Genomic DNA, 23,454 nt, shown 5'->3' on the forward strand with positions numbered 1-23,454 from the left:
CGTCGAGTGACATGAGTTCTCCGTTCGGTGTTTTCCGTTGCCATCACCATCGGTGCACGCGGGGTGAGTTGTCCTCACCCGGGCGGGCAATTCACCCGGGTGAGCGGCCGCAAAGACGCCGCCTGCCGTGGTGCACATGCTCGGCCATCCGTGGGCGACTATCCGTCGGCGCCGAAAGCGTCGTCATCGACGACGATGTGCATGGCGGCCTCCTCGGCCGACGCAGCCCCGCCGTCACGGCCTACGTCACGGGCGAGGTAGTCGCTACCGGGATCGGTGGGGTCGAAGCCGAAAGCCACGAGTCGGCCCGCCCGCATGTCGCCGACCTGGTCGTCGATTGGTTCGCCGGCGCTGTCGACGCTGTCACCGATACCGTCACCGCCCCAGTCGTCAGCCACGTCAGGCAGCTCATAGGCCAGGCGGCGCGCCAGGCTTTCACCGTGACGGGCTTCCCACGTCGACAGGCCCCAGGCGCGGAGTTCACTTGGGCGTTCCGGGGGAGAATAGCCTTCGTCCAGATCGATGCCGGTCTGTTCGGAATCCAGGCTTTCCTCCGGATCGAGCAGATGCGCCTCGATATCGTCGAATTCAGAAATCGCCATCAGCGCATCCTCCATTCACAGAGACAGTGCGAGCATGCCGTGCGGCCGGGTGAACTGTCGTCGCCCGATCTCGTAGTTCACCCGGGTGATCGGCATGGGCCAGGAGATCGTTAGTTGTTCTGCGGCGGTCTCCCGCTAGGCACTGTCCGAAACGGACGGCCCAGCGGGTCGCGACACCGGCTGGAGCAAGACCCGATATTGATCGGCCACCAGGTCCTGATGTTCGGGGTGACGCAGAATGTAGTCGGCGGTGATCTTGCACCGCGGAATGACCGTATGTCCGGCCCCTCGAATCAGTGCGAGCACGCCGCCGATCAGGGCCGAGGCGATACCCCGGTCACGCCATTGCGTGTCAACTTCGGTGGCCAGCAACACGATGTGGCCGCGGTAGCGACGGTAGGGCTGCCAGCCGATCACCTGGTCGCCGGCGGTCGTCTCAAACCGACCCTTTTCGACGTTGTCACTGATGCGCGTCTGAAATCCGTCGTGGGCACTGCGTTCGATGATGCCCATCGGCGTCGGCGATTCGCTCATGGTCACGTGTTCCTTTCCCAGTCATCACATTTCGCCGAATCACAGAAAGCTATGCGGCTTCGGGATTTTCCACGACGACCGCCACCGCTTGTCCCGAGCCGATGCATATCCCGATCACGCCGTAGCGCGCACCGCGTTGCCGAAGCTCGGTGGACAACGTCAACAGGTACCGCGCCCCGGCCGCGCCGAACGGGTGCCCGATCGCCACTGCGCCGCCGTTAGGGGTGAGCTTGTCGTCTGGCACGACGAAACCGTCGAGCTGACGGGGTAACTCCCGCAGTACTCCCAGGGCTTGTGCACTGAACGCCTCGTGGACCTCCCAGATGTCGATCTGTTGCGGGGTCAATCCGGCGCGCCGGATGGCCGCCGGGATCGCCCAGGCCGGAGCTATCCCCATGATCAGCGGATCGATCCCGTAGATGGCGCTGGAGACCACTCTGGCCAACGGGCGTACGCCCAATTCGGCTGCGCGTTCGTTCGAACCGATCAACACCGCGCTCGCACCGTCGCTCAGGGGCGAAGAGTTGGCTGCCGTCATCTGCGTGGTTCCCGGCTGCACCGGCAGCGCAGCCAACGCCTCCGCGGTTGTGTCATCACGGATGAACTCGTCATGCTCAACCAGACGCGCCGCGGACTTCTTGGTTGCCGCGATCGGCACCGGCATGATCTCTTTGGCCAGCCTCCCTCGGTCGCGAGCATGTTTGGCATTGCGCTGTGAGCGCAGCGCATACGCGTCAATCTCCTGGCGGCTCAACGAATAGCGGTCCGCGACATTCTGCGCGGTCTCGATCATGCTGATGTAGGCGTTGCGGGCCAGCAATACCGGATTCGGCGGTCCACCGGCACCACTCCACATGGTGTCGAGCATCAGCACCGGACCACGAGGGCTGAATGCCGCATCCCCTTTCATCAGCGCCCAACCCGACCGCGACATCGATTCGACCCCACACGCAATTCCCAGGCCCAGATCACCGGCCTTGATGGCGTGGCTGATGCTCACCGCCGCACTCAATGACGAGCCGCAGAACCGATTCACGGTCGCACCTGCGACACTGTCGGGAAATCCCGCTGCAAGTGCGGCCCACCGCGCGATATCGCCCATCCCCTCATGGGAGGGATTCACACAGCCGGCGACAATATCTTCGACGGCGTCCAACGGAACGCCCACCCGGTCGCAGGCGCCCTTGAGTGTCATTCCCAACAGGTCGTCGGCACGAATCGCCGATAGCGCTCCACCGTAGCGCGCAAACGGCGTACGGACTCCGCCGAGGACATACGCCTCACTCATGGGCGCTCCCTTCCGCCGCAATACTCGCCCGCTATAACGGCGATGGCGTGCCGTCGGACCGCCGCCCGCCGAAGTCTGCTGTCGGCTCAGACTGCCGCGTTGCCGGGTGAGTCGCCATCACCCCAACCGCGGTTCACCCGGGTGATTTGACGCCCGGTACGCCGTCACAACAAGTCGAGCTCTCGCGCCCGCCGTACCGCCGCGCTGCGGTGCTCGACGCACAGCTTGCGATATATGGCGCGCTGATGAGTCTTGACGGTGTTGAGTGAGATGTAGAGTCTCGCACCGATTTCACGGCGCGACAGTCTGGTGGCCAGCAGACGAAGGACTTCGAGCTCCTTGGGGGTCAACTCCTCGTTGACCATGTTCACCGTGTCACGAGAACGCTTCTGGGCATCGGCGCTTCGTTCGCCTGAAACGAGTAAAGTCGGGGCGATTCCAATGTCCGCACGACCGCGCACCAGGTTGTGAGCATCGTCCAGGACGGCCTTCGCGGACTGGCGGTCGCCGAGACCCTCGAAGATCTCCGCCTTGACCGACAGCGCCTTGGCGACCTCGAGGATCGCGCCACCCTGGCGGGCCGCCATGATGGCCCTGTCCACGGCGGTTACCGCGGCGGTCGAGTCACCGCGCATGTCCAGAAGTTGAGCTGCGGCAAGTGACACCATCACGTCCACGAAGTTTTCCCCATCCGCCAGGTTCCGAGAACTGCCGGAGGCACGACGGATCTGACGTTCAGCGTCGGCGGACTTACCTTCCTCGGCGGCGATCAGCGCCAGGTAGCCCAGCGCGTAGGTTCGCGCGCGACGATCACCCGCCTGCTCGGCGAGCTGCCACGCCCGCCTGAAGGCGACCTGCGCCTCCCGAGTGCTATCCGAAAAGTACAGCGCGGCGCCGTAGACGCTGTAGGCGCTTGAGCGGCACAGCGGCGCATCGCTGAGGTCCAGCGTGGTCGCTCGGCGAGCCTGTTCGAGGGCGGCTGGGACGTCAGCGGTCTTGAACGAGTGGACCGCGCGCAGCACGACCACTTGAGCGGCCATAGCTTCGTCGTCGGGCTGGGTTCCAGACTCGACGACGTCGGTCCACTCGGCGCCGTCATCGAGTCGGCCGGTGCTCAACGCGATCCAGGCGCGGGCCACGCTCAGCCGTGGCTCGTGGAGAACGGTCTGGTCGGGCAGTAGATCAAGCCATCCCGTGACGGTGGACAGCCCGCCCCCGTTGAACTCATTGACCCAGTCCGCGGCGATCAGCTCCGCGCTGTGCGTGATGTCACCGGCAGCGGCGAAGTGCCGGATCGCCTCATCCATGAGCCCCTCCGCCTCGAACCAGCTCGCGGCGCGGCGGTGCAGGTCAGCGACGAGATCCGGTTCGCTGCGGCGCAGCTCGGTGCGCAGCAGCTCTGCGAACAACTGGTGATACCGATACCAGTGGCGCGACATGTCCAGGGGGACAACGAACAGGTTTTCGCGCTCGATCGTCTCCAAGACCGAGGCCGATCCCGTCGTTTGCAGCACCGCGTCGCACAGTGGACCGCTGAGGCGCCCCAACACCGAGGTGCGAAGCAAGAAGCTGCGCATGCCCGCCGCTTGACTATCGAGCACCTCGGCCATCAAATAGTCGACGATATGGCGGTTGTCCCCAGCGAAAGTCTTGATGAACGATGCGGTATCAGAACGACCGGCCAGCGAGAGGGCGGCGAGGTAGAGGCCGGCGGCCCAGCCTTCGGTCCGCTTGTGCAACACGCGAATATCCGCATCGGGTAGTTTCAGACCGAGCACCGTGTTGAGCAGATGGTCCACCTCGTCCGCTCTGAAACGTAGATCGTCGCTTCGTACTTCGGCGAGCTCGCCACTGGCCCGAAGCCGCGCCAGCGGCAACAGCGGATCTGATCGGGTCGCCAGCACCAGATGAACGTTCGACGGCATCCGGCTGATGACGAACGCCAGCTGCTCGTCCACAGTTCGGCTTGCCACCAAGTGGTAGTCATCGAGGATGAGCACCACCGGAACGGCGATGCTGTCCAGTTCATTCAGCAATGTGGGCAATACGACCTGTACCGGATCGGCACCCATGGCCAGCAGTTCGAACGCGCGGGCCCCCACCTCGGGACTGAGTTTCTGCAGCGCGGCGACCACGTACATCCAGAACCACACGGGGTCGGAATCGGACGGATCCAATGACAGCCAGCCGAACCGCTCGTGCTCAGCAGCACCCGCAGCCCACTGCGCTAGCAATGTCGTCTTTCCCCAGCCCGCCGGCGCGCTCAACAGAGTCAGCTTGCGGTTCCTGCCCGCCGACAGTGCATCCAGCAACGCCGTCCGGAGGACAAGCTCTGGCCCGATCGTTGGGACGTGCAGCTTGGTGTCGAGCAGGACCGCTCGGGCTGCTTCGCCGGCATCGTCGTCGTTGTGCCCCGAGGAGTCGGTCATGACCGAACTCCGCGATCTCGCCGAATCCCGTGGCAGGGCTGTGTAACCCGTTGCTGACGCGTCCTGGATGAACGCCGGATTCTCGGCATCCCGGTCGCTCCCTCCAGATTCGGATGGACTCGTTGCCACCGGCGATGGCGTTACCGCCATTGAATCAGATGCGTTCGGCGCGATCACTGCAAACGCACGCCGGCGGTGCCCGTCCGACATGACGAGGCCGTGCACCGTCGCCGAGCCGATGTTGGTCGGGTGGGTGGTGTTCACGCTGTACCTGCTCACCGCATCCTCCTCTCACCCTTCGCTATAGCGGCTCCGGCCACTGACCACGCCGCGTCGAAGCACAGTGCTCTGACTGACTACCTTGGCACCACCACATGTCCGAGACCATCGCCCTGGGGGTGATCTTTAACGCCGGCGTGGGGTAGAGCTAGTGACACCGATATCTGACGGAACCGTCAATCTGTATCGCGCATGAGTTGTGTCAGTTGGGCCCGTGACGTGACGCCGAGCTTGGCGAAGGCGTTGCGCACGTGGGTTTTCACCGTGTGCGGAGAAACATGCAGTTCCTGCGCGACGGAACGGTTGGTCGCGCCTTCGGCGATCAGATTGACGACCTTCAGCTCGGAATCGGTCAGACTGTCCCAGCCGGTTCTCGCCCGAGAATGCAGAACGATGCGCCGCTGGACACCCAACCGCCGCAGCGCCCGACCGACCCGGCGGGCATCGGCGATCGCCTCACATTCGATATAGGCCTCGAACGCGGCATTGAGCTGATCGAGCGCCTCAGCATTGCGCTGCGCACGACTCAACTCACCCCCGGCATCCTCAGCTGCGCTGGCATGAAGAAGCGGCCGCGACGACGCGCGGAGCAACTCCGCAACAGCCACCAACGCCTGTGCATCGTGTTCGAGGATCGCCCTGGCATACCGGGCCACCGTCGCCAACAGCGGCAGCGCGGGCCGCTCACGCTCAAGCACCTCGGTGGCCTGAAGGACCCGCGCGCGCAAGCCGGCATCACCTGCGGCCGAGGCCACCCGCGCACCTAAGATCAGCCGAACCAACGCATGTGGGAAAAATGGCGTGGCCAGTAGGATGACGTCGCCGAGCCAGCGCATCGCGTCATGAACGTCGTCGCGCTGCCACGCCGCCCGCGCGAGCACATACGCCGACCCTCGACGTATGCCGGCGGAGCCAGTGGCGTGGGCATCGCGCGCATCGTTGACCATCTGCTGCAGCAAGTTCCGGTCATCGGTATGCGCCGCCACCTCTGCAAGAATCACCATGCGAAGTACGTCATGCTCGGTTGCCCCCGTCGGCTGCGGGGGCGGAAGGGACACCGTGGCATCTCGAGCGGCCGACAGCCGGCCCGCAGCGAGGTGGACGAGCCCGCTGAAGACAGCCCACAGATCGAGGGCCATCGCGTTGCCTTCCCGGCAGGCTTGCTCTATGCCGTCGGCGACTCGGGCCGTCGCGTCGTCCAGCCGGCCGACCACTGCCAGCAGGTTTGCCTCGTACATTCCGGCATAGGAATGCGCTAACGCCGTTTCATTCGTGTGGGCGAGGGCGCTGAGCTGTTCGAAACGGCGTAGTGCGCGGGACGTGTAACCCTCGCCAGCATCGAGCAAAGCGAGGGTCACGTCGGCCATGATCGTGGCCTCGAGATCACCGGTTGCTGCCGCGGCAGCGGTAGCCGCGTCGGCGGCCGCGCGCCGATGCCCACCTTCGTCGAACACCAGGTTGTACGCCAGCCACGCCATGTGCCGGGCCCGGGTGATGTCGCTGATGCCGCTCAACTTGAGCGCCCGCCGATTCTCCGCTACCCGGCGCTGGTCAGTGTGCTTGGTGTGCACCGGGAGCCGGAGACGGATCTCGGCTTCTACCTCGGGTGACGCCGCCTCCGTGAGCGCCACGTCAGCCAATTCTTCGGCCTCGCGATAGCGGCCGCCCCGATTTAGCCACCCCACCGTTTCCCCTACCAGGGATCCGCGCTCGGCGTCGTCGGCGGGCAACAGCTCCAGCGCGCGCTTGCTCAGATCCGACGCCGCACTTGGATCGCTGTTCGCCACCGACTGGGCGGCTTGTCGGAGCGCGGCGATCGCGGCACGATCGCCGGCCTCAGCGCTGCGGGCAAGTTGGGTTGCGACTTCCTCGGGAGCTGCGCCCATGTCCAGCATCACGGTGGCCGATTGCCGCTCCATCGCTCGGCGCAGCGACTGAGGCAACGACTGCCGCGTCGCTTCGCGCAGCAGATCGTGACGAAACCTCATCTGATCCCCGTCTTCGACGAGCAGGTCGGCGCGGACTGCTTCTTCTACCGCAGCTACCAGGGCCGCCGGTCGGCGTTCTAGCATCGCGGCGAGCAGTCGAACCGAAAACCGGTCAGGCAGCACCGCGGCCACCCGCACGACTTGACTGGCAGTGTCGGAGAGCTGGTCGAGTCGTTGCTGCATGGTGTTGCTGAGCCGTCGCGGCAACGTGTCGCCGGTGGCGACGGCACAGCCTCCGTCGATATCGAGCCTGCCCTCCTCATCCAGCCCGCGCAGCAGTTCCGTGAGCAGAAACGGGTTGCCGTGGGCTTTGTCCGCCAGACCGAGGAGCGACACATCCGCATTGGCTCGCACGGCATCTTGCACAATGTCGGTGACCGCCCCCGGCGTCATGGGCGCCAACCTCAGAAGCCGGGCGTCCCCATGTTCCAGTGCGGTCAGCGTCTCGCGGACGGCCGGCCCCCCGGCGCCGGTTCGAGCGGTGAGCACCCAAAGGACCGGAGAATCGGGCTGCGTCGCCGCCAGCGAACGCACCGCCAGCAGAGTGGCGTTATCGGCCCAATGGATATCTTCGAGGAGTATTGCCACCGGTGTCTGGGATGCGGCGGTCTGTATCGCGGCCTGCAGGTCGCGCACCACCCAATAGCGGAAATCAGCCGAGCCCCCCAAACTGCGCAAGGCCCCGGCATCACCGACGGGGGGATCGGCACGCAGGGTGGCCATGAACAGCGAGAAAAATGGCACCGTCTGCTGGTACTCGAACGCCTCGCCGAATAGTGCCCGAACGCCGGCCTTCTCGGCGAGCGCCAATACCTCGGTCAACAAGCGGCTCTTTCCGATGCCCGGCGGCCCCTCGATGACCAGTACTCCGCCACGTCCCTGAACGACCGCCCCGATCAGCGCCTCGATCACCTTCAGCTCGCTTGCCCGCCCGCGGATCGGCGGTCTGGGCATCCGCCCCGGTGCCCTCGCGGTGCTCACACGAACCGCCACCCGCCAACACGGAGTAGGCGGGTGGAAGACCTCCAAGATGTGTGGTCCACAATCCTCGTCACCGCTTGCGCTTTTCGGCAGTGTAGGCGTGTTTCGCCGGCCCCGTCCGCAAACGCGTTCGACCGCACGCGGCTACCGGCTCGGAGAATCACCCGGGTGAGTCAGCGCGCCGGGTGATGACGACTTATGGTCAGCCGTCGAATGCTGCTCTAAGGCAGCTGGCGATCGCACTACTGACTTCCGAGGTCCGATCGGCAGCGGAAGGCACTACACCGATGAATGACACACACCCTGCTCCTGCCGCACAGTCACCGCTCCGCACCGACGGGCTCGCCCGGTGACGCTGCGCGACGCGGCACCAACCAGTCGCGCCATGGTGGTTGCGGTGATGGTCTCGATGGTCGCGTTCCTCGACTCCACCGTGATCAACTTGGCGTTGCCAGACGTCGAGCACGACCTCGGCGGCGGTCTGGCGCTTCAGCAATGGGTGGTCGACGGCTACCTGTTGACGATGGCAGCGGCGATTCTGCCGGGCGGGTCCATCTCGGATCTGTTCGGACGCGTTCCGGTGATCCGGTTCGGACTGTTGGCGTTCGGGGCGGGGTCGGCGCTCGCGGCGCTGGCCACCTCACCGGCGACGCTGATCATTGCGCGCCTCATTCAGGGGCTCGGTGCGGCATTCCTGGTGCCCGGATCGCTGGCGCTGATCAACACGGTTTTCGACAAGGGGCAGCAGTCCGCGGCGATCGGCGTCTGGACCGGGTGGACGGGAACCGCCTTCGCGCTGGGTCCGCTGCTTGGCGGTGCATGCGTCGACGTACTCGGCTGGCGTTGGATTTTCCTGTTGTCGGCGATTCCCATGGCGGTCGGGTTCGTGCTGACGTTCTGGCTTTGTCCGATGTCGGGACGAGTCGAGGGAGCACGTATCGACATTGCCGGAATGGGCCTGTCTGCGGTAGGACTGGCTACGACCGTGTACGCGTTGATCGAATCGCAGCGCCGCGGGCTGACGTCGCCGATGGTCATCGCACCATCGATGATCGGGCTGGCCGCCCTGGCCGGCTTCGTGCGCTGGCAGCAGCGCAGCACCGCGCCGATGCTTCCGTTGCCGCTGTTCACCTTTCCGAACTTCGCTGCCGCCAACCTCGTCACCGGGTTCGTGTACGGCGCATTGACGTTGGGATCACTGTCCATCGTTCTCTACACCCAGGAGATCGGTGGTTACTCCGCCACCGCAACCGGACTGGCCACCCTACCGATCCCGGCCCTCTCGTTCCTGTTCGCCAGTCGTGTCGGGCGCCTCGCTGCCCGGGTGGGCCCGCGCATGTTTTTGATCGGGGGGCCCGCCGTGGCCGGAATAGGGCTGCTGTTGATCCGCCCCAAATCCGAAGGATTTCATGCGGTCACCGATCTGCTCCCTGGGATGACCGTGCTGGCGATCGGTCTGGTCATGAGCATCACCCCACTGACGTCTCTTACGCTGGCCTCCGTTCCGGCCGAATACAGTGGCCTGGCATCGGCGATCAATAACGCCGTCTCTCGGCTGACCGCACTGGTGTCGATCGGATCCATCGGCTTGATCAGCATGGGCGCCGTGAGCGCGACCGGATTCACTCACGTCTTACAGTTGTGCGCAGCACTATTCGTCCTTGCGACCTTGTGCGCTGCGCTGCTGATCACCAATCCCCCTGCGGAGTACCGCCCGGTCCCATGCGACATCGCGGCGTTGTGCCGCGACCGGCCCGGCGTGCAACCCGCTCTGGCCAGCAGGCCATCCACCCGATGACTCGCGCTGTAGTCACCCGGGTGAATTGATCCGCCGGGTGATGCCGAATCACCCCGCGCCGATACAGGCTCGACAACAACTTCAGGAAGGACCTGCCATGCAAGCCATCACTGTCAAGGATCGCGACGCCGGTATCGCCGGCCTGTCACTGACGGACATGCCCTATCCCGAGGCCGCCGACAGCGAGGTCGTCGTCCGGGTACACGCCGCGGGTTTCACACCCGGGGAGCTTGAGTGGCCGGGTACCTGGGTCGACCGCGCGGGCCGGGATCGGACACCGAGCATTCCCGGCCATGAACTGTCGGGCGTCGTGGTCGAGTTAGGCTACGGCACCGCCAGTTTGAGTGTCGGCCAGCGCGTTTTTGGCCTTATCGACTGGGCCCGCAACGGCTCACTCGCCGAATACGCCGCCGTGGAAGCCCGCGATCTGGCCCCGCTGCCGGTCGACATCGACCACACGGTGGCCGCAGCACTGCCGATCTCCGGGTTGGCAGCTTGGCAAGGCCTGTTCGACCATGGCCGGCTTGCAGCAGGACAAACGGTTCTGATCCATGGCGCCGCGGGCGGGGTCGGGTCCATCGCGGTGCAGCTCGCCCGCGAGATCGGTGCGCGCGTCATCGGGACCGGCCGCACTGCCGATCGAGCCCAGGCGGCCGAACTTGGGGTCCACACCTTCCTCGATCTGGAGACCGAAAAGCTCGAAGATGCAGGAGAAGTCGACGTGGTTTTCGACGTGATCGGCGGAGATATTCTGGCGCGCTCGGCGGCTCTGGTGCGGGCCGGCGGAACGCTCGTCACCATCGCCGAACCGCCCACCATTATGCCTCGCGACGGCCGGGCAGTTTTCCTACTGGTGCAGCCGGACCGCGCCCGGCTCTCAGACCTCGCCGCGCGGGTACGGGATGGTCGACTGAAGCCGATCGTCGGCGCAGTGCTGCCGCTCGCCGAGACTCCCGCCGCCTTCGCTCCCGAGAAGCGGATTCACGGCAAAACGATCTTGCGCGTCACCGAAGACTGATAACCGGAAAGAGTTCAAAGATGGCCCTCAAAGTACCTCTCGCGGCGCTGGCCGCCAGCGCGATAATCGCTCCCGCGGCCCACGCTGATCCGGCGCCACATAGTTCAGCTCAACAACCGGTTGTCCGAACTGTTTTCGACCAACCTACCGATATTCCGGGCAAATCATTGGAAGCGGTGTCCGTCAGCTATCCGCCCGGGGCCAAGAGTGCAGCCCACCACCACGCGAAGTCGGCTTTCATCATGGCCTACGTGATCTCCGGCGCGATCCGCAGCCAACTCGAAGGCGAGGCGCCACGGGTCTATCACGCCGGTCAGACCTGGACTGAAACTCCCGGGGCACACCACACGATCAGCGAAAACGCTAGTGCCACCGAGCCTGCCGAACTTCTGGCGGTCTTCTTGGTCGATACCGGTGACGGCCCGCTCACCACCGAAGACACCGCGGGAAGCTGAAGCACGCCACAGCGTCGACGGCGGGCCTGCAGGGACAGTCCGACGCATCATTCGCCTCCTGGAGGTCTCCATGCACAGCTGCGCTCCGGTCCGAGTTGTCGCCGGGATCTGTCACCGTTCAGGCGCATCACCGTGACCATGCTCGTGGCGGGTATCCGCAGCTTCGGTTCCGAACTGGAGATGCTCGAAGTCGACGAGCCGCGGCCGTTGGCTACCGACGAAGTCCTCATCGACGTTCGCAGCGCCGGGGTCGGCAACTGGGACAACATTGTTCGCGCCGGCGGCTGGGACATCGGAGTCACACCGCCGATGGCGCTCGGCGTCGAGGCTGCCGGAGTCATCACAGCCCTCGGCGGTCACTCGAACCGATTCAGTGTGAACGACGCGGTGCTGGGTCACCCCGTCCCGCTACGCGACCAAGGCGCCTGGGCGCCGCTTCTGATAGCACCGATGGGAGCGCTCGCCCACAGACCGCCCAGCGTTTCGTGGGACACCGCGGCGATCTTTGCGGTGCCGGCGCTGATCGCCGAACAGGTGGTCGCCGAGGCGTTGGCCCTCTACGGCGGAGAAACGTTGCTCGTCCATGGCGCCGGTGGGCTCACGGGCGGTCTCGTGGTGCAGTTGGCGGCCTTGCGTGGGGTCGATGTACTCGCCACCGCAAGCCCTCGCAGTGCCGACCGAATCCGTGCCCACGGGGCTCGTGAAGTGTTCGACTATCGAGATCCGATGTGGCCGCGCCACGCACGGACTCTGGCGAGGAACACTATCGACGCCGTCGCGAACGCCGTCCCCGGAGGTGCCGCCACGGCGATGACCGCGCTCGCCGATGGTGGCCGACTGGCCACCATCACCTCGGACCCGCCCTCTTCGACCCGCGGCATCAGCGTCACCGCGGTGTACGTCCGCTCGGACGGAGCTCAGCTCGAGCGCCTCACCGCGCTGCTCGGGTCAGGCCGGCTCAGCATGCCCACCCCACGATCACTCAGCCTGGACCGGGCCGCCTCCGCTCTCGCCGACGTCGTCGCCGGCCTGGAGCCCAGGGCCGTCGCGCTCACGAACGACACATAAGGAATCCACCTTCACACCGAAGGAATCGCTACCGACGAGGAGGCTGAAAATGACCACCATTACCCCGATCTTCACCGGCGTAGCCGCCCATATCGCCAAATACGCAGATGCTGTTGCCGTGTCCGGAAGCGGTGTGAATGTGTTCGTCTCGGGAACACCCGGTCTGCGCGTCGATGGCACTCCTCCCGAGGACTTCACTGAAGAAGCCCGGCAGTGCTGGGCCAACGTAGAAAGTGCGCTGGCGAACGCAGGCGCCGAACTCACCGACATCGTCTACATGCGCCAGTGGCTCACCAGCCGCGACACTATTCCCGCCTACCTGGCGGTGAGCAAGGAGTTCATCCATCACCAACCCGCCGCGATGCTCAGCGTCATCGACGGGCTGGTGTGGCCCAACCTGCGCGTGGAAGTCGAAGTCACCGCGATCGTGTCGCCATGAGCAATTACCCCCTCGTCTGCTTGTCCACCGACGAGCTGCTCACCACGACCCGCTCGGTGCGCAAACGTCTCGACCTGACCAAACCTGTTCCCCTCGACTTGATCCGGGAATGCCTCGAGATAGCGGTGCAGGCACCGACATCGGCCAATGCGCAGAACTGGAGCTTCATCGTCGTCACCGACGCCGGACAACGCCGGGCGATCGCCGAGGTGTACAGCCGCATGTGGGACAAGATCGTCGCGTCGCCTTTTGCGGTCGCCGACCGGTTCAAGGACGACCCGGACCGAAATCACGAGCAACGCAAAGTATCCGACAGTGCGGCGTATCTGGCCGAGCACATCGGTGAGATCCCCGTCTTGATGATCCCGTGCGTCGAGGTCATCGACGGCGAACGCACACTGACCGCCGAGAACGCCAACCTGTATTGGAGTTCGATCATGCCCGCCACGTGGAACTATATGCTCGCCGCGCGTTCTCGGGGTTTGGGCACCACATGGACCGGCGTGACGCTGATGGCCGACGCTGACATGCGCGACATCCTCGGGCTGCCCGACAACGTCTACCACGCCACAACTATCCCCACCGCCTACTACACCGGCACGATCTTTCGTCCTGCCAAACGGATTCCACTCGACGATGTGCTGCACTTCGACCGGTGGCACCGGAAGGCTGCGGTCTATCGCGACGCGCCGCAGGAGCACCCATGAGTGGGCTCACGCGGTCACCCGGGTGAATTGCCTGGCGGGGCGATGACCACTCACCCCACTGCGAGGAACGCTGACACATCTGATACGAGCGGAGGACCAGTGGAACCGACGATGTACCGAATCTGCGTTCGCGGTTGTGTTACCGAGCGACTCGGGTCGGCATTCGAGGGGATGCGGCTGGAGTGCGGCGCGGCCGTAACGGGGTTTTCCGGGGAAATCCGTGACCAGTCACAGCTTTTCGGTCTTCTCGACCGGGTACGTGATCTGGGCCTTGAACTGGTCAGCGTGCAACCACAGCAGGCGGCTGACCCGCCGGCTGACACCGGGACGGAGCCGAGTTGGCCGGACAACTCCTAGCCCGTGGCAACGCTCGGGAACTGATTGGAGCGGCCGGACCTGCTGAGGGTAGCGATGCCACAGCCGGACCCGGCAGCGATATCGAGTTCGATCGCGATGTGGTCCCGCTGCTCGAGCCGCTCTACCGACATGCCCTTCGCCTGACCCGAAGGCATGCGGATGCCGAGGACCTCCTCCAGGAGACGGCACTCAAGGCCTATACCGGTAGGCATTCCTTCTTGCCCGGGACCAACCTCAAAGCGTGGCTGTTCCGAATCATGACCAACGCCTTCATCAGTGACTACCGGAGGAGCAGGCGTGCACCCACGGAGTTCCCGGCGGGCGAGGTCACTGACCGTCAGTTGCTGGCCAGCGCGTCGCACCGGTCAATGGGCCTGCAGTCAGCCGAAGATCAGGCGCTGGCAATGCTTCCCGACTCGCACATCAAGGCGGCCATGGCCGGGCTTCCGGAACAGTTTCGCGTCGCTGTCTACTTTGCCGACGTAATCGGCTACTCCTACAAGGAGATCGCCGCCGTGCAGGGGATCCGGCAGGGAACGGTGAGTTCGAGGCTCAACCGCGGACGACAGCAGCTGCGCAATCTGCTTGCAGCCGGGCCCGACGCGCAGCCGTGAGGCACTGCTGGCCTCACGCCAGAGCGCCCCAGCCGGTCAGCCCCTACGCAGCCAGACGTCGATGACGAGGCCGTCACCCGTTCACGCTCGGCCTCAACCCCGCCGTAGCCGAGAGCCAGGCGCTTGAGTCGAGAGCTCAGGATTTGCTGGACAAGAAGAGTGCCAGGGTAAGCATCACGACACACGCAAGGCACGTGTAGACGCCCAGAGATGCTGACGCCATAAGTGGGCTCCTGTCTGCAAAGACTTGGTTGGTCTTGATTCGTTGAGGCCGATCTACGCCCAGCTGCGTAGCTGGACGGCCGTGCCGCGATCGCCACTAAGCTAGCCGCCTGCCTCGGGCGGCGTCAACAAGGCCCCGGACCTCGAGATCGTTGTCCGTCCCGGTGCAATGTGTATTCGCCGTGCTCTCCGCTTCCACCGTGCAATTCCGTTTGAGCGGCTATCCTCAGGCGATGCCGCTTACCCACGACCAACAAATGATGCAGTACGCCATAGAACAGGCTCGACTGTCTCGCGAGGACTCGGGAATTCCGATTGGTGCTGTCTTGGTTGACGGATCCGGTGCCGTGGTTGGTCGTGGGCACAATGAGCGAATTCAACGACATGACGCCACAGCGCACGGTGAGATTTCTTGTCTCCGCAATGCCGGCCGGCGGCAAAGTTATCGGGATTGCACGCTGTACACCACTCTGGCACCATGCGCGATGTGCAGTGGCGCAATTCTGCTGTTTAGCATTCCCCGTGTGGTAGTCGGCGAGGCGAAGACATTTCAAGGAGAAGTGCGGCTACTGGAATCGCGGGGCGTGGACGTCGTCAACTTGAATGAGCGGGTCTGCGTTGAGTTGATGCAAGAATTTATTCGACATCACCCGACGGTGTGGAGCGAGGACATAGGTGCATCATGACGGACGCTGACGTCGGTGAATGCGAGGAGGCACCCGGAGCCTTCGAGACAGCCGATCCTCGGGTTCAAAAGCAATACGAACTGCTGTCGATTCTCGATTCCAAGGCTTCAGCGCTTCTCGTTTTCAACGCGATGACGCTGACTGCGCTGTCCGTGTGGCTGAATTACGTTTCACTAAATATCATGCACTTGGTACTCGACGTTGTTTACGTCGCACTGCTTCTTTCGTGCACGTTTCTGCTCGGAATCATCGCACTTCGCTGGGCCAAGGCAGACGAGAGTATCCAGATTCTCGAGTCTATCCGAGGAAGCCGAACAACTTTGTACACTATAGCGTGGTGGCTGTCGATTACTTCTATAGTCGTGGTCCTCATTACTTCCATGATCCATACCGTCGGCACCGCATTGAAGGCCACCGACCACTGCGGAACCGTTTGCAGCAGCTTTTACTCGGAGAATATTTTTGGCAACCTCGACTACCAGAAGTGACAATCGCCCCGCTACCTATGAGTGACCTTCGGGTCGACGCTCGACCCTAGACAAGCGGATGCGATCCAGCCGAAACCCCGTCCTGCGGTAACCGACCCGCGTATGTCAGCCTGACCGTGCGTCGCCAACGACACGCTCACCACACAGACCCGCCGAGGAAGCAACGCGGCGCCGTCGGGGCCGCTCCCCGACGGCGCCTCACCCTTGCGCCTGGACAAAATTCCCTACATATCAGCTGGGATCGCCGGCCCGGACCGTCTCCCATTCCTCGTCGGCGATCAGGTTTCGCCAATCGACCGGCAGGGAGTCCAGGGCGTCCTCAATGCAGAACCACACCGACTCCAGCGGCGAGGCGCCAGGAGCGGCCGCCGTGATCCGGCTCTCCACGTCGTAGTTCGGGGCGTGCGGAGCATCGCTGAACGGTGCGAGCGCATTGATCGCGTCCATGACGTAGCGCCGCAACTCGGCGTAGGGCCGACCGCGCAGCTCCTCGGGCAGGATCGGCCTGCCGAATATGTAGTCCTGAGCGGCATGGCCGTAGGGCACTTCGAGCTTGTGCGGCAACGGCTCCTCGGGCAAGCCGCCCGCGAAGTACACCGGCACGATCGGCATCGACATCTCGATCGCCATGTCCAGCAAGGTCGACGTCAACCTCTCGACCCGCTGGCCCGAGCTCACGCTGCGGGTCCCGTCGGCGTGCACCATGACCGACACCCCGAGGGCCGCGGCCTCCCGCTTGAGCTCGTCGACCAGCCCGAAGAACTCCTGGGGCTGTTGCTGGTCGAAATAGCGGAGATGCCCCAGCTCTTTGCCCGCCGCCGCGTCGATCATCCGCAGGAGATTGCCGACCCAGCCTGTTTCGTGCTTGGCATGGCCGATGGTGACCACCTTCGTACCGGTCAACCACGATCCGATGGTGGTGCCCAGCAGCGACTCGACCTGCACCTGGTGGTTGGCCAGCAACAGGACCGGCCGACCCCGCACCGCTGCCATCGCGGCCGGATCCGTCACCACGACGTGCCGCACGTAGCGCGACAGCACCGCCCCCAGGGCCAACTCGCCGAACCACCCGTCCGGCATGCCCGCGCTCTCGGTCCACCAGGCTCGGACCGGCTCCCAGTCGGTGGCCGATGACGCGCTCGCGCGGCACGACCCCGGACCCAGGTTCTCGACCTCGACGGTGATGCGCTCCAGCGGCAGCGCGGGGCAGCTCACCTGTCCGTCGACGATCTGAACCTGTGCGGGATGAACCGCATTGTGGACGGCGTCGGCCACCGCCTCCTTGGTCACGATGTCGACCATCAATGAATCGCCTTGACTGTCCGACCCGTACACGGCCTGCAGGGTCCCCTTGAACCAGTCCAGCGTTGCCATCCGGGCAGTGTCGAGCTCGAGGACGCCGCGGCCGAGGCGCTCACTCAGCGACAATCCGGGGACAGCCTGCCGGTCACCCATGAACGCGCGCCGCTCTGGACCGCCGACCTCGGCCAGCGGTCCCTTGCTCAGCAGGAACTCGGCCATCCGGATGCGCGCCCAGGGTTTTCCACCGGCACTGAGCCACAGATCAAACGTCGGCATGCGACCTTCGTCGTCATCGAATCCCACGAATCGGGCTTCGACATCCACGGTTCCCGCCACGGGAGTGTCGGAGTAGAACCGCGCCGAGAGGACGCGGCGCGGGAACCCGACATCGGGGTCGCTCGCGTCGGCGTACGACGCGGGATCAGTGGTGTCGGTGGTCCACACGCTCATCGCGGTGTGCGGCACCACGTGCAACGCGCCATCCAGCAATCCGGGCTGCAGTTCGCCGACCGGAACCCCGCAGCGGTCGATCGCAAGCGTTCCGGTCGAGCCGTTGCGGCCGATGCGGGCACCCTCGGTCAGAGTCGCGAAGGCCGGACCGTGAAACACCGTTCCGTCATAGGGGTCGGCATAGGGCACCGCGCCCTCCAGTGGGGCGGGAGGCTCAGGCTCACCGGTGTACTGCGCGGCGGTTAGGACGACGGCGTGCGCGTGAATCTCCCAGCGGGACAACTCCGCTCGCGGTGCATCCCGCCAGACCTCCAGCCGGCCCTGGAAATGCCCCGGCTGCTGCGTCTGCTCGAGCACGACCCGCAGCTGCTTCGGGGAGTCGATCACCACCCACCGGACCATCTGGACATCGGTGATCTCGACGACCTTGGCTCCGCCCGTGGCCCGGGCTGCCGCCTGGGCGAACAGGTCCATGACCGACATCATCGGCAACGACGGGATGACATACGTCGGGCAGTGATCGACGATCCAGGAGTCGTTGACCGGATCCAGCGCGACTTCCATCGTGGTGGTCGCGGCTGCGACGGTCACCGGTGCCGGGGCGCAAGTGGTGATCTCGCCGGAATCGGCCGGGGACGGCCCGTCTCCGGTGCCGGCGACAATGCGCATACCTAGGTTGCTCGCGGTGTAGATGCGCTTGTTGTCGACCCACAGCGCTGCCTCGGCCACCGCGAGGATGCCGGCGTCCTCGCGGACGATCCGGGTGATCTCCACCTGTGCCGTGATCTGCTTGTTGGTCGGAATGATCTGGCCGCGGTATCGCCAGGTCATGGCGTCGTGCAGGGCCGCCGGCTCGAAGCGTGCCGACGGGCCGGCCTCCCTGCCGAGCCCGAGGTCGAGCATCCCGAATTGCAAGACCTGCAACAGCATTTCGATGCCCAGGGATCCGGGCTGGACCGGGTCCTGGAAGAAGTGCGCCTTGAAGTACCACTCACCGGGGTTGACGTCTTTGACCCCGCGCCACTGGCCCAGCCCGGCGGCGCCGCCGGTGGGCCAGCGGCCGGTGACCCGGTCAACCATCAGCAGCATCGGTTCTGCCAACCGCGCTCCCGCGCCGAAGAACTCGGCAGGCTGAGTGGTCAGGTCGACCAGCGGAGCCTCGCAGGGTTGCGCCAGTGCGGCACGTTGTTCGTCGCTGACCGGGAGACCCACCTGGTTCTGCAGCGCCTCGCGTTTGAAGTAGCCGAACACGGTGTCGAAGGTGTAGACCGGTCCGTCGTCGGCGGTGATCTCCCCGTCGAAGCTGACGATGATGGTGCCCGCGGCCTTGGCGAGGCTCTTCAGCTTCACCTTGATGCGCAGCGTTCCGGTCGCCGGCGTCACCTCACGGTGTTGGGTTCCCGTTCCGTCCAGGTTGCGGAAGAACAGGTCCGCCTCACCGTCCAGCGGGCAGCCGACGTAGCTGGCCAGCCAGCCGCAGGGCTGCAGCGCAACCTCCATGAGCACCGCGTTGGGCATCGTCTCCTGTCCGCCCGCGGCGCCGTTCTCGGCGAAATACCACGCGTCGGCGGGAACGTCGTACTCCACGACGACTTCGGCGCCGGCCTTCATCACGCCGGTCTCACCGACCAGCTCGGTGACTCGGGACATGAAGTGATACGGCGGGCCGGGCAGCCGGGCCGCCTTGCGGGGCGAGTCGAATTTCTCGAACAGCGGCCCGAACGCCATGGAGGGCTTGGCGATAGCACTGGCGAGCATCGCCTGGTAGTCGTAGCGGAATCCGTTGGCTTCGGCGACCGGTTTGGGTTCGACGTAGCCTTCGAGCTCTTTGGCGCCAAGGTCCATCGGCCAGCCCGGTGACAGCTTCAGGCCCATCCGCTCGCAGTGGAAGGCGGGCAGCCCGTCGACGGTGCAGAGCAGGTCGGCGAACAGGGTCGGCTCGGGTCCGGCGATCACCTCTCGGACGAACACTTCGTAGACCACCTCACGCGACTGCGGGGTGACCTGGCCACGGCAGCGCAGCTTGTAGGTCTCGAAGGGCACCGGTTCGAAGCGCCACCCGTCACAGTCGAGCGTCATGCCCAGGGCGGTCATGTAGATCGCCATGGTCTGCATGGTCGCCTCGTACATCAGCGTGCCGGGCATGCACGGGTCGTTCTTGAAATGGCCGGCGAAGAAGCAGTTTTCCGGCGTGACGGGCGCGACGGCCCGCAGGTATCCGCGGCCCCACGGGCCTCCGGTGAAGTCGAGGTCGGTGACCTCGTCGACGAAGAGCATGTCGTCGGCATGAATGCTCGGGGTGCGGGTGTGGCTGCCCGCCCGCTCGAAGCCCTCGCCGAACGTGCGCCAGATGTCGCCGGACGCCATCGCCTCCAGATCGGCACGCTGCAGTGAGGTGCGCGAGGTCTGGGCGGGAGTAACTTCCATCGGCCCGCTGACGGTCTGCTCCTCGGGGCGCCACAGGACCCCGCCGGATGCCGCCAACTCCTCGTCGGTGAAGAACCCGGCCTGGCCGTTGCGCATCGACATCCGCTCGACACCGTCGATCGTGCAGTCGTAGTGAAAGAAGAACAGCCGCACATCGCCCTGGCGGGCGTGGCCGTCCACATGGATGTCGAAGCGCAGGGTGTCGCCGATCTCGGGCAGGCCACCCAGGTAGGTCACCTCGCAGCCGAGCAGCCGGTAGACCCGCTCGCTCTTGTTGAGCAGATCCGCGCCCATCCAGGAGATGAGCATCAGGTCGGCCTGCCCGCTTTCGATCATGATGCCGGCCGGCATCCGGCCCTGCTGGAGCCACCATGAGTCGGCGGTGACATCGGTTTCGGTCCACAGCGTTCCGGTGCCGTGGCGGGCCGGTTCGGCGTCGATGCCCAGTAGCCGGTCCGCCAGCAGCAGTGGCGGTTCGGGCATCCGGACCTGTCGGGGGTACTGGTCCTGCTCGGCGAACGCCGGACCGAAGATCTCGGAGATGTTCCCCGAGGAGTGCACCCGCAGGCCGTCCTTGTCGAGCTTGAGCCCTACCGGCTCGCGCTTGACCGTCGGCGCCGGGACCACCTTGTCGGTCGGCTTGACGGGCTGGATGGCCCGGCTCGCGCCTGCGGACATGGTGCCGGCGGTGGGTGCCGCGCTTTCAGCCGCGGCCGCAGCCGGCTGCGGCTCCGGTCGCGACGGCGTTGCCGCGGCGACAGCCAACGGCAGCCGGGCCAGCGACTCCGCGACGGTTGCCAGGGCCGGAGGCATCGGGAGTTGGGTTGGCATGAATCGCTCCAGTTGATGAGGGGGGTTCGTTCCTGGGGCCGTGACGCGTGGTGGCAGGTGGACCGCGGGCAGGTGCGCGGGGAAGTTGAGCCGGATCGGTTTCGCGCCGGCGTTGGCTACCGCCGGCGCCAGCAAGGTCGCGGCCTGGGGCCCGGTTGCCGACGACACCAGCGTGACGTGTTGTCGCTGCTCGGCCATTCCGGTGAGTTCGACGGCGACGAGCCGTTGCTCGGAGGTCCAGGCCTCGCCGTCGGGCCACACGCCGAGGGCTCCGTAGAGCACGCCGGCGGCCACATGCAGCAGCCCGGAGGCGGCGTGTGCGTGACCCAACAGGGCCGACAGGTTCACCGCACCAGCAGCGGTGCCCAGGTGCAGACATTCGGCGTCTACCTGCTGATCGGGGAGCAGGGTCGCGTACACGGTGTCACCGTCGCGGCGCGCATCGGCGGCGCGCTTGAGGACGAGAACAACGGCCGCGTCGCCGGGTATCTGCTCGTCGGCGTGCAGTAAGGCACGCGCCGCGGCCTGGTGCACCGGTTCGCAGCTGAGGTCCACCGCCCCCACCACGGCCGCGTCGACCTCGCCGCGTCGCAACGCCCGGGCAGCCAACTCGAGTGCCGTGGTGCCCGAGAGCTGTTCGCGCGACACCGTGAAACTCGGTCCACGCAAATCGAATTGGCTGTTCAGCCGGTTCGCCACAATGTTGGGCATGGCGCCCACGACCCCCGCGGCGGTCCACCCCGCGACGACACCGTCGCGCGCCGCGGCGAGCTGATCGGGGTCGTCGCATTCGTCCGCCAACCGCCAGCGCATTCCGAATCGGGTGACTTCGGCGTCGCAGCCCATTCCGACGATGACGCTGGTGGTGTCCGGCGGCAAGGACTTGATCAGCTCGCCGATGCCCAGGGCCGCGCCGAGCAGTGCCAGTTGTTGGGGCTGGGTCTGTTTGAGGTCGGCCGGCGGGAAGCGGGTTTGGGTCAGGTCCAGACAGACCTCATCCATGCGTGCGCCGCGTCTTCCATCGACCGTGCCGGTGGGTATCGGCCGACATGTCTTCAAGTGCTCTGCGACAGAGGCGGTTCCGTGTCCGTCGCCGACCAGAAGGCTCAGGCCGACGATCGCGATCTCCTGCTCGGGCGGGGGGGCGGTGGTCGGCGCGACCGGCGTAGGACCGCTAACTTCGACCCATTCTTCGAGCAGCAGGTGGGCGTTGTTGCCGCCGAAGCCGAAGTTGTTGACCGCGGCGCGGCGCGGGCCGTCACTGTCCCACGGCTCGGCATCGGTGAGCAGCCGGAACGGTGAGTCGGCGATGAAGGGCAGCGGATCGTCGGCGTGCAGGGTCGGCGGGCGGATGCCGGCTCGCATCGCCGCGAGCACTTTGATGGCTCCCGCCGCACCCGATGCCGTGATCGAGTGGCCCAGATTGGATTTCAGCGATCCGATGGGCACGTCGGTGAGACCGGCGAAGATGCGCGCCATGCTCATCATCTCGGTCAGATCGCCGCGCGATGTCCCGGTGGCATGGCATTCGATGAGCGAGATGTCTCGCGGCTGTAGGCCGGCCATCTCGTAGGCCAGTCGCATCGCGCGCTCCTGGCCGTCCTGCGAGGGCACCAGAAACCCATGCCCCCGGCCGTCGTTGCTCAAGCCGACGCCCCGGATAACGCCCAGGATGGTGTCGCCCTCGGCGATCGCGTCGTCAAGCCGTCGCAGTACCAGGATGGCCGCCCCCTCGGCGGGGACCAGCCCGTCGGCGCCGTTGTTGAACGGCCGCGACCGCCCCGTTCGGCTCAGCGCCTGCAACGCGGTGAAGCCGACATGCAGCAGCAGATCGCTGGCACCGTTGATGCCGCCGGCGAACATGACGTCCGCGGTGCGGTCGTGCAGCCGGTCGCACGCCAGCTTGATGGCATACAGCGACGAGGCGCAGGCGGCGTCGAGAGCCGCGGCTCCCCCCGTCAAACCCAGTGCCTGGGCGATCAGATGCGCCGGCAGCCCGGACATGAACCGATTGCGCCAGTCCACCCCGGATTCGAGGCCGGGCTGTTGTCCCCGCCAGACGGTTTCGGCGAGGTCGGTCATCTTCTTGGTGGGGTAGCTCAGGTTGCCCAGGACTATCCCCGCCGAGCCCGGGACCTCACCTGCTCGCCATCCGGCACTGTCCAGTGCTTGGCGGGCCGCCTCGATGCCCCACCGGTAGAGCGGGTCGAGGCCGGCGAGATCGTCGGCGTCGACGAGCAGTCCGCGGGGGTCGAATGCGTCGTCGAAGCCGCGGACATAGCCGCCGCGGTCCGACCAGGTGTGGTCGAGTTCGGGTGCGTCCGTCGGGGCGCACAGGACGCGAGCCGGCGATACGCCCCAGTAATCCGGGCCGGGCGAACCCAGCGCGTCGCGGCCGTCGCGCACCGTCGTCCAGAGCTCACCCGCATTCAGTCCCCCGGGCAGGACACAGCCCTGCCCGACGATCGCGATGGGATCAAACTTCACTTCG

15 protein-coding genes are annotated in these 23,454 nt (G+C 65.7%); 9 read left to right on the top strand and 6 right to left on the bottom strand.

Annotated elements, in window-relative coordinates:
• Positions 1–158 precede the first annotated feature (158 nt).
• From ACKY0W_RS21835 to ACKY0W_RS21855, 5 genes are all read right to left on the bottom strand, one after another.
• Positions 159–617: a DUF5709 domain-containing protein gene (locus ACKY0W_RS21835; RefSeq protein WP_409435798.1), complete on the bottom strand. Its 459-nt coding sequence runs from the start codon at positions 615–617 to the stop codon at positions 159–161.
• A 120-nt stretch (positions 618–737) separates the two neighbouring features.
• Positions 738–1,136, bottom strand: a complete 399-nt coding sequence (locus ACKY0W_RS21840; protein WP_409435799.1) for a GNAT family N-acetyltransferase — start codon at positions 1,134–1,136, stop codon at positions 738–740.
• 49 nt (positions 1,137–1,185) lie between these two features.
• Positions 1,186–2,424, bottom strand: a complete 1,239-nt coding sequence (locus ACKY0W_RS21845; RefSeq protein ID WP_409435800.1) for a thiolase family protein — start codon at positions 2,422–2,424, stop codon at positions 1,186–1,188.
• A gap of 164 nt (positions 2,425–2,588) precedes the next feature.
• On the bottom strand, positions 2,589–4,853 hold the full coding sequence (locus tag ACKY0W_RS21850) for a LuxR C-terminal-related transcriptional regulator (protein WP_409437886.1): 2,265 nt from the start codon (positions 4,851–4,853) through the stop codon (positions 2,589–2,591).
• Positions 4,854–5,308: 455 nt separating this feature from the next.
• Complete coding sequence (locus ACKY0W_RS21855) at positions 5,309–8,074, bottom strand: helix-turn-helix transcriptional regulator (RefSeq protein WP_409435801.1); 2,766 nt, start codon at positions 8,072–8,074, stop codon at positions 5,309–5,311.
• Positions 8,075–8,450: 376 nt separating this feature from the next.
• On the opposite strand from ACKY0W_RS21855, the gene ACKY0W_RS21860 reads away from it, so the two are divergent.
• The 9 genes from ACKY0W_RS21860 (at position 8,451) to ACKY0W_RS21900 (ending at position 15,953) form a co-directional block, all read left to right on the top strand.
• Complete coding sequence (locus ACKY0W_RS21860; protein WP_409435802.1) at positions 8,451–9,899, top strand: MFS transporter; 1,449 nt, start codon at positions 8,451–8,453, stop codon at positions 9,897–9,899.
• Between the two features lie 97 nt (positions 9,900–9,996).
• The gene (locus ACKY0W_RS21865; protein ID WP_409435803.1) at positions 9,997–10,917 is read left to right on the top strand and encodes an NADP-dependent oxidoreductase; all 921 of its coding nucleotides are present in this window, start codon (positions 9,997–9,999) and stop codon (positions 10,915–10,917) included.
• A 20-nt stretch (positions 10,918–10,937) separates the two neighbouring features.
• The gene (locus tag ACKY0W_RS21870) at positions 10,938–11,372 is read left to right on the top strand and encodes a cupin domain-containing protein (protein WP_409435804.1); all 435 of its coding nucleotides are present in this window, start codon (positions 10,938–10,940) and stop codon (positions 11,370–11,372) included.
• 138 nt (positions 11,373–11,510) lie between these two features.
• The gene (locus ACKY0W_RS21875) at positions 11,511–12,440 is read left to right on the top strand and encodes an NADP-dependent oxidoreductase (RefSeq protein ID WP_409437887.1); all 930 of its coding nucleotides are present in this window, start codon (positions 11,511–11,513) and stop codon (positions 12,438–12,440) included.
• Between the two features lie 49 nt (positions 12,441–12,489).
• Positions 12,490–12,879: a Rid family hydrolase gene (locus ACKY0W_RS21880; protein ID WP_409435805.1), complete on the top strand. Its 390-nt coding sequence runs from the start codon at positions 12,490–12,492 to the stop codon at positions 12,877–12,879.
• The gene (locus tag ACKY0W_RS21885; RefSeq protein WP_409435806.1) at positions 12,876–13,586 is read left to right on the top strand and encodes a nitroreductase family protein; all 711 of its coding nucleotides are present in this window, start codon (positions 12,876–12,878) and stop codon (positions 13,584–13,586) included. The genes ACKY0W_RS21880 and ACKY0W_RS21885 overlap by 4 nt, the downstream gene beginning before the upstream one ends.
• A 338-nt stretch (positions 13,587–13,924) precedes the next feature.
• Positions 13,925–14,557, top strand: a complete 633-nt coding sequence (locus ACKY0W_RS21890; RefSeq protein ID WP_409435807.1) for a sigma-70 family RNA polymerase sigma factor — start codon at positions 13,925–13,927, stop codon at positions 14,555–14,557.
• A 479-nt stretch (positions 14,558–15,036) separates the two neighbouring features.
• Entirely contained in the window at positions 15,037–15,465 is a 429-nt protein-coding gene (locus ACKY0W_RS21895; protein ID WP_409437888.1) for a nucleoside deaminase, read from the top strand.
• A complete protein-coding gene (locus tag ACKY0W_RS21900; RefSeq protein ID WP_409435808.1) occupies positions 15,462–15,953 on the top strand; it encodes a hypothetical protein in 492 nt (163 codons plus the stop codon). The genes ACKY0W_RS21895 and ACKY0W_RS21900 overlap by 4 nt, the downstream gene beginning before the upstream one ends.
• A 231-nt stretch (positions 15,954–16,184) precedes the next feature.
• Here the strand turns inward: ACKY0W_RS21900 and ACKY0W_RS21905 are convergent, their stop codons facing one another.
• Positions 16,185–23,450 (bottom strand): beta-ketoacyl synthase N-terminal-like domain-containing protein, encoded by a 7,266-nt coding sequence (locus ACKY0W_RS21905; RefSeq protein WP_409435809.1) that lies wholly within the window; start codon positions 23,448–23,450, stop codon positions 16,185–16,187.
• Positions 23,451–23,454: the final 4 nt, after the last annotated feature.

It is taken from the genome of Mycobacterium sp. SMC-14, from assembly GCF_046250075.1.
Lineage (GTDB): Bacteria > Actinomycetota > Actinomycetes > Mycobacteriales > Mycobacteriaceae > Mycobacterium.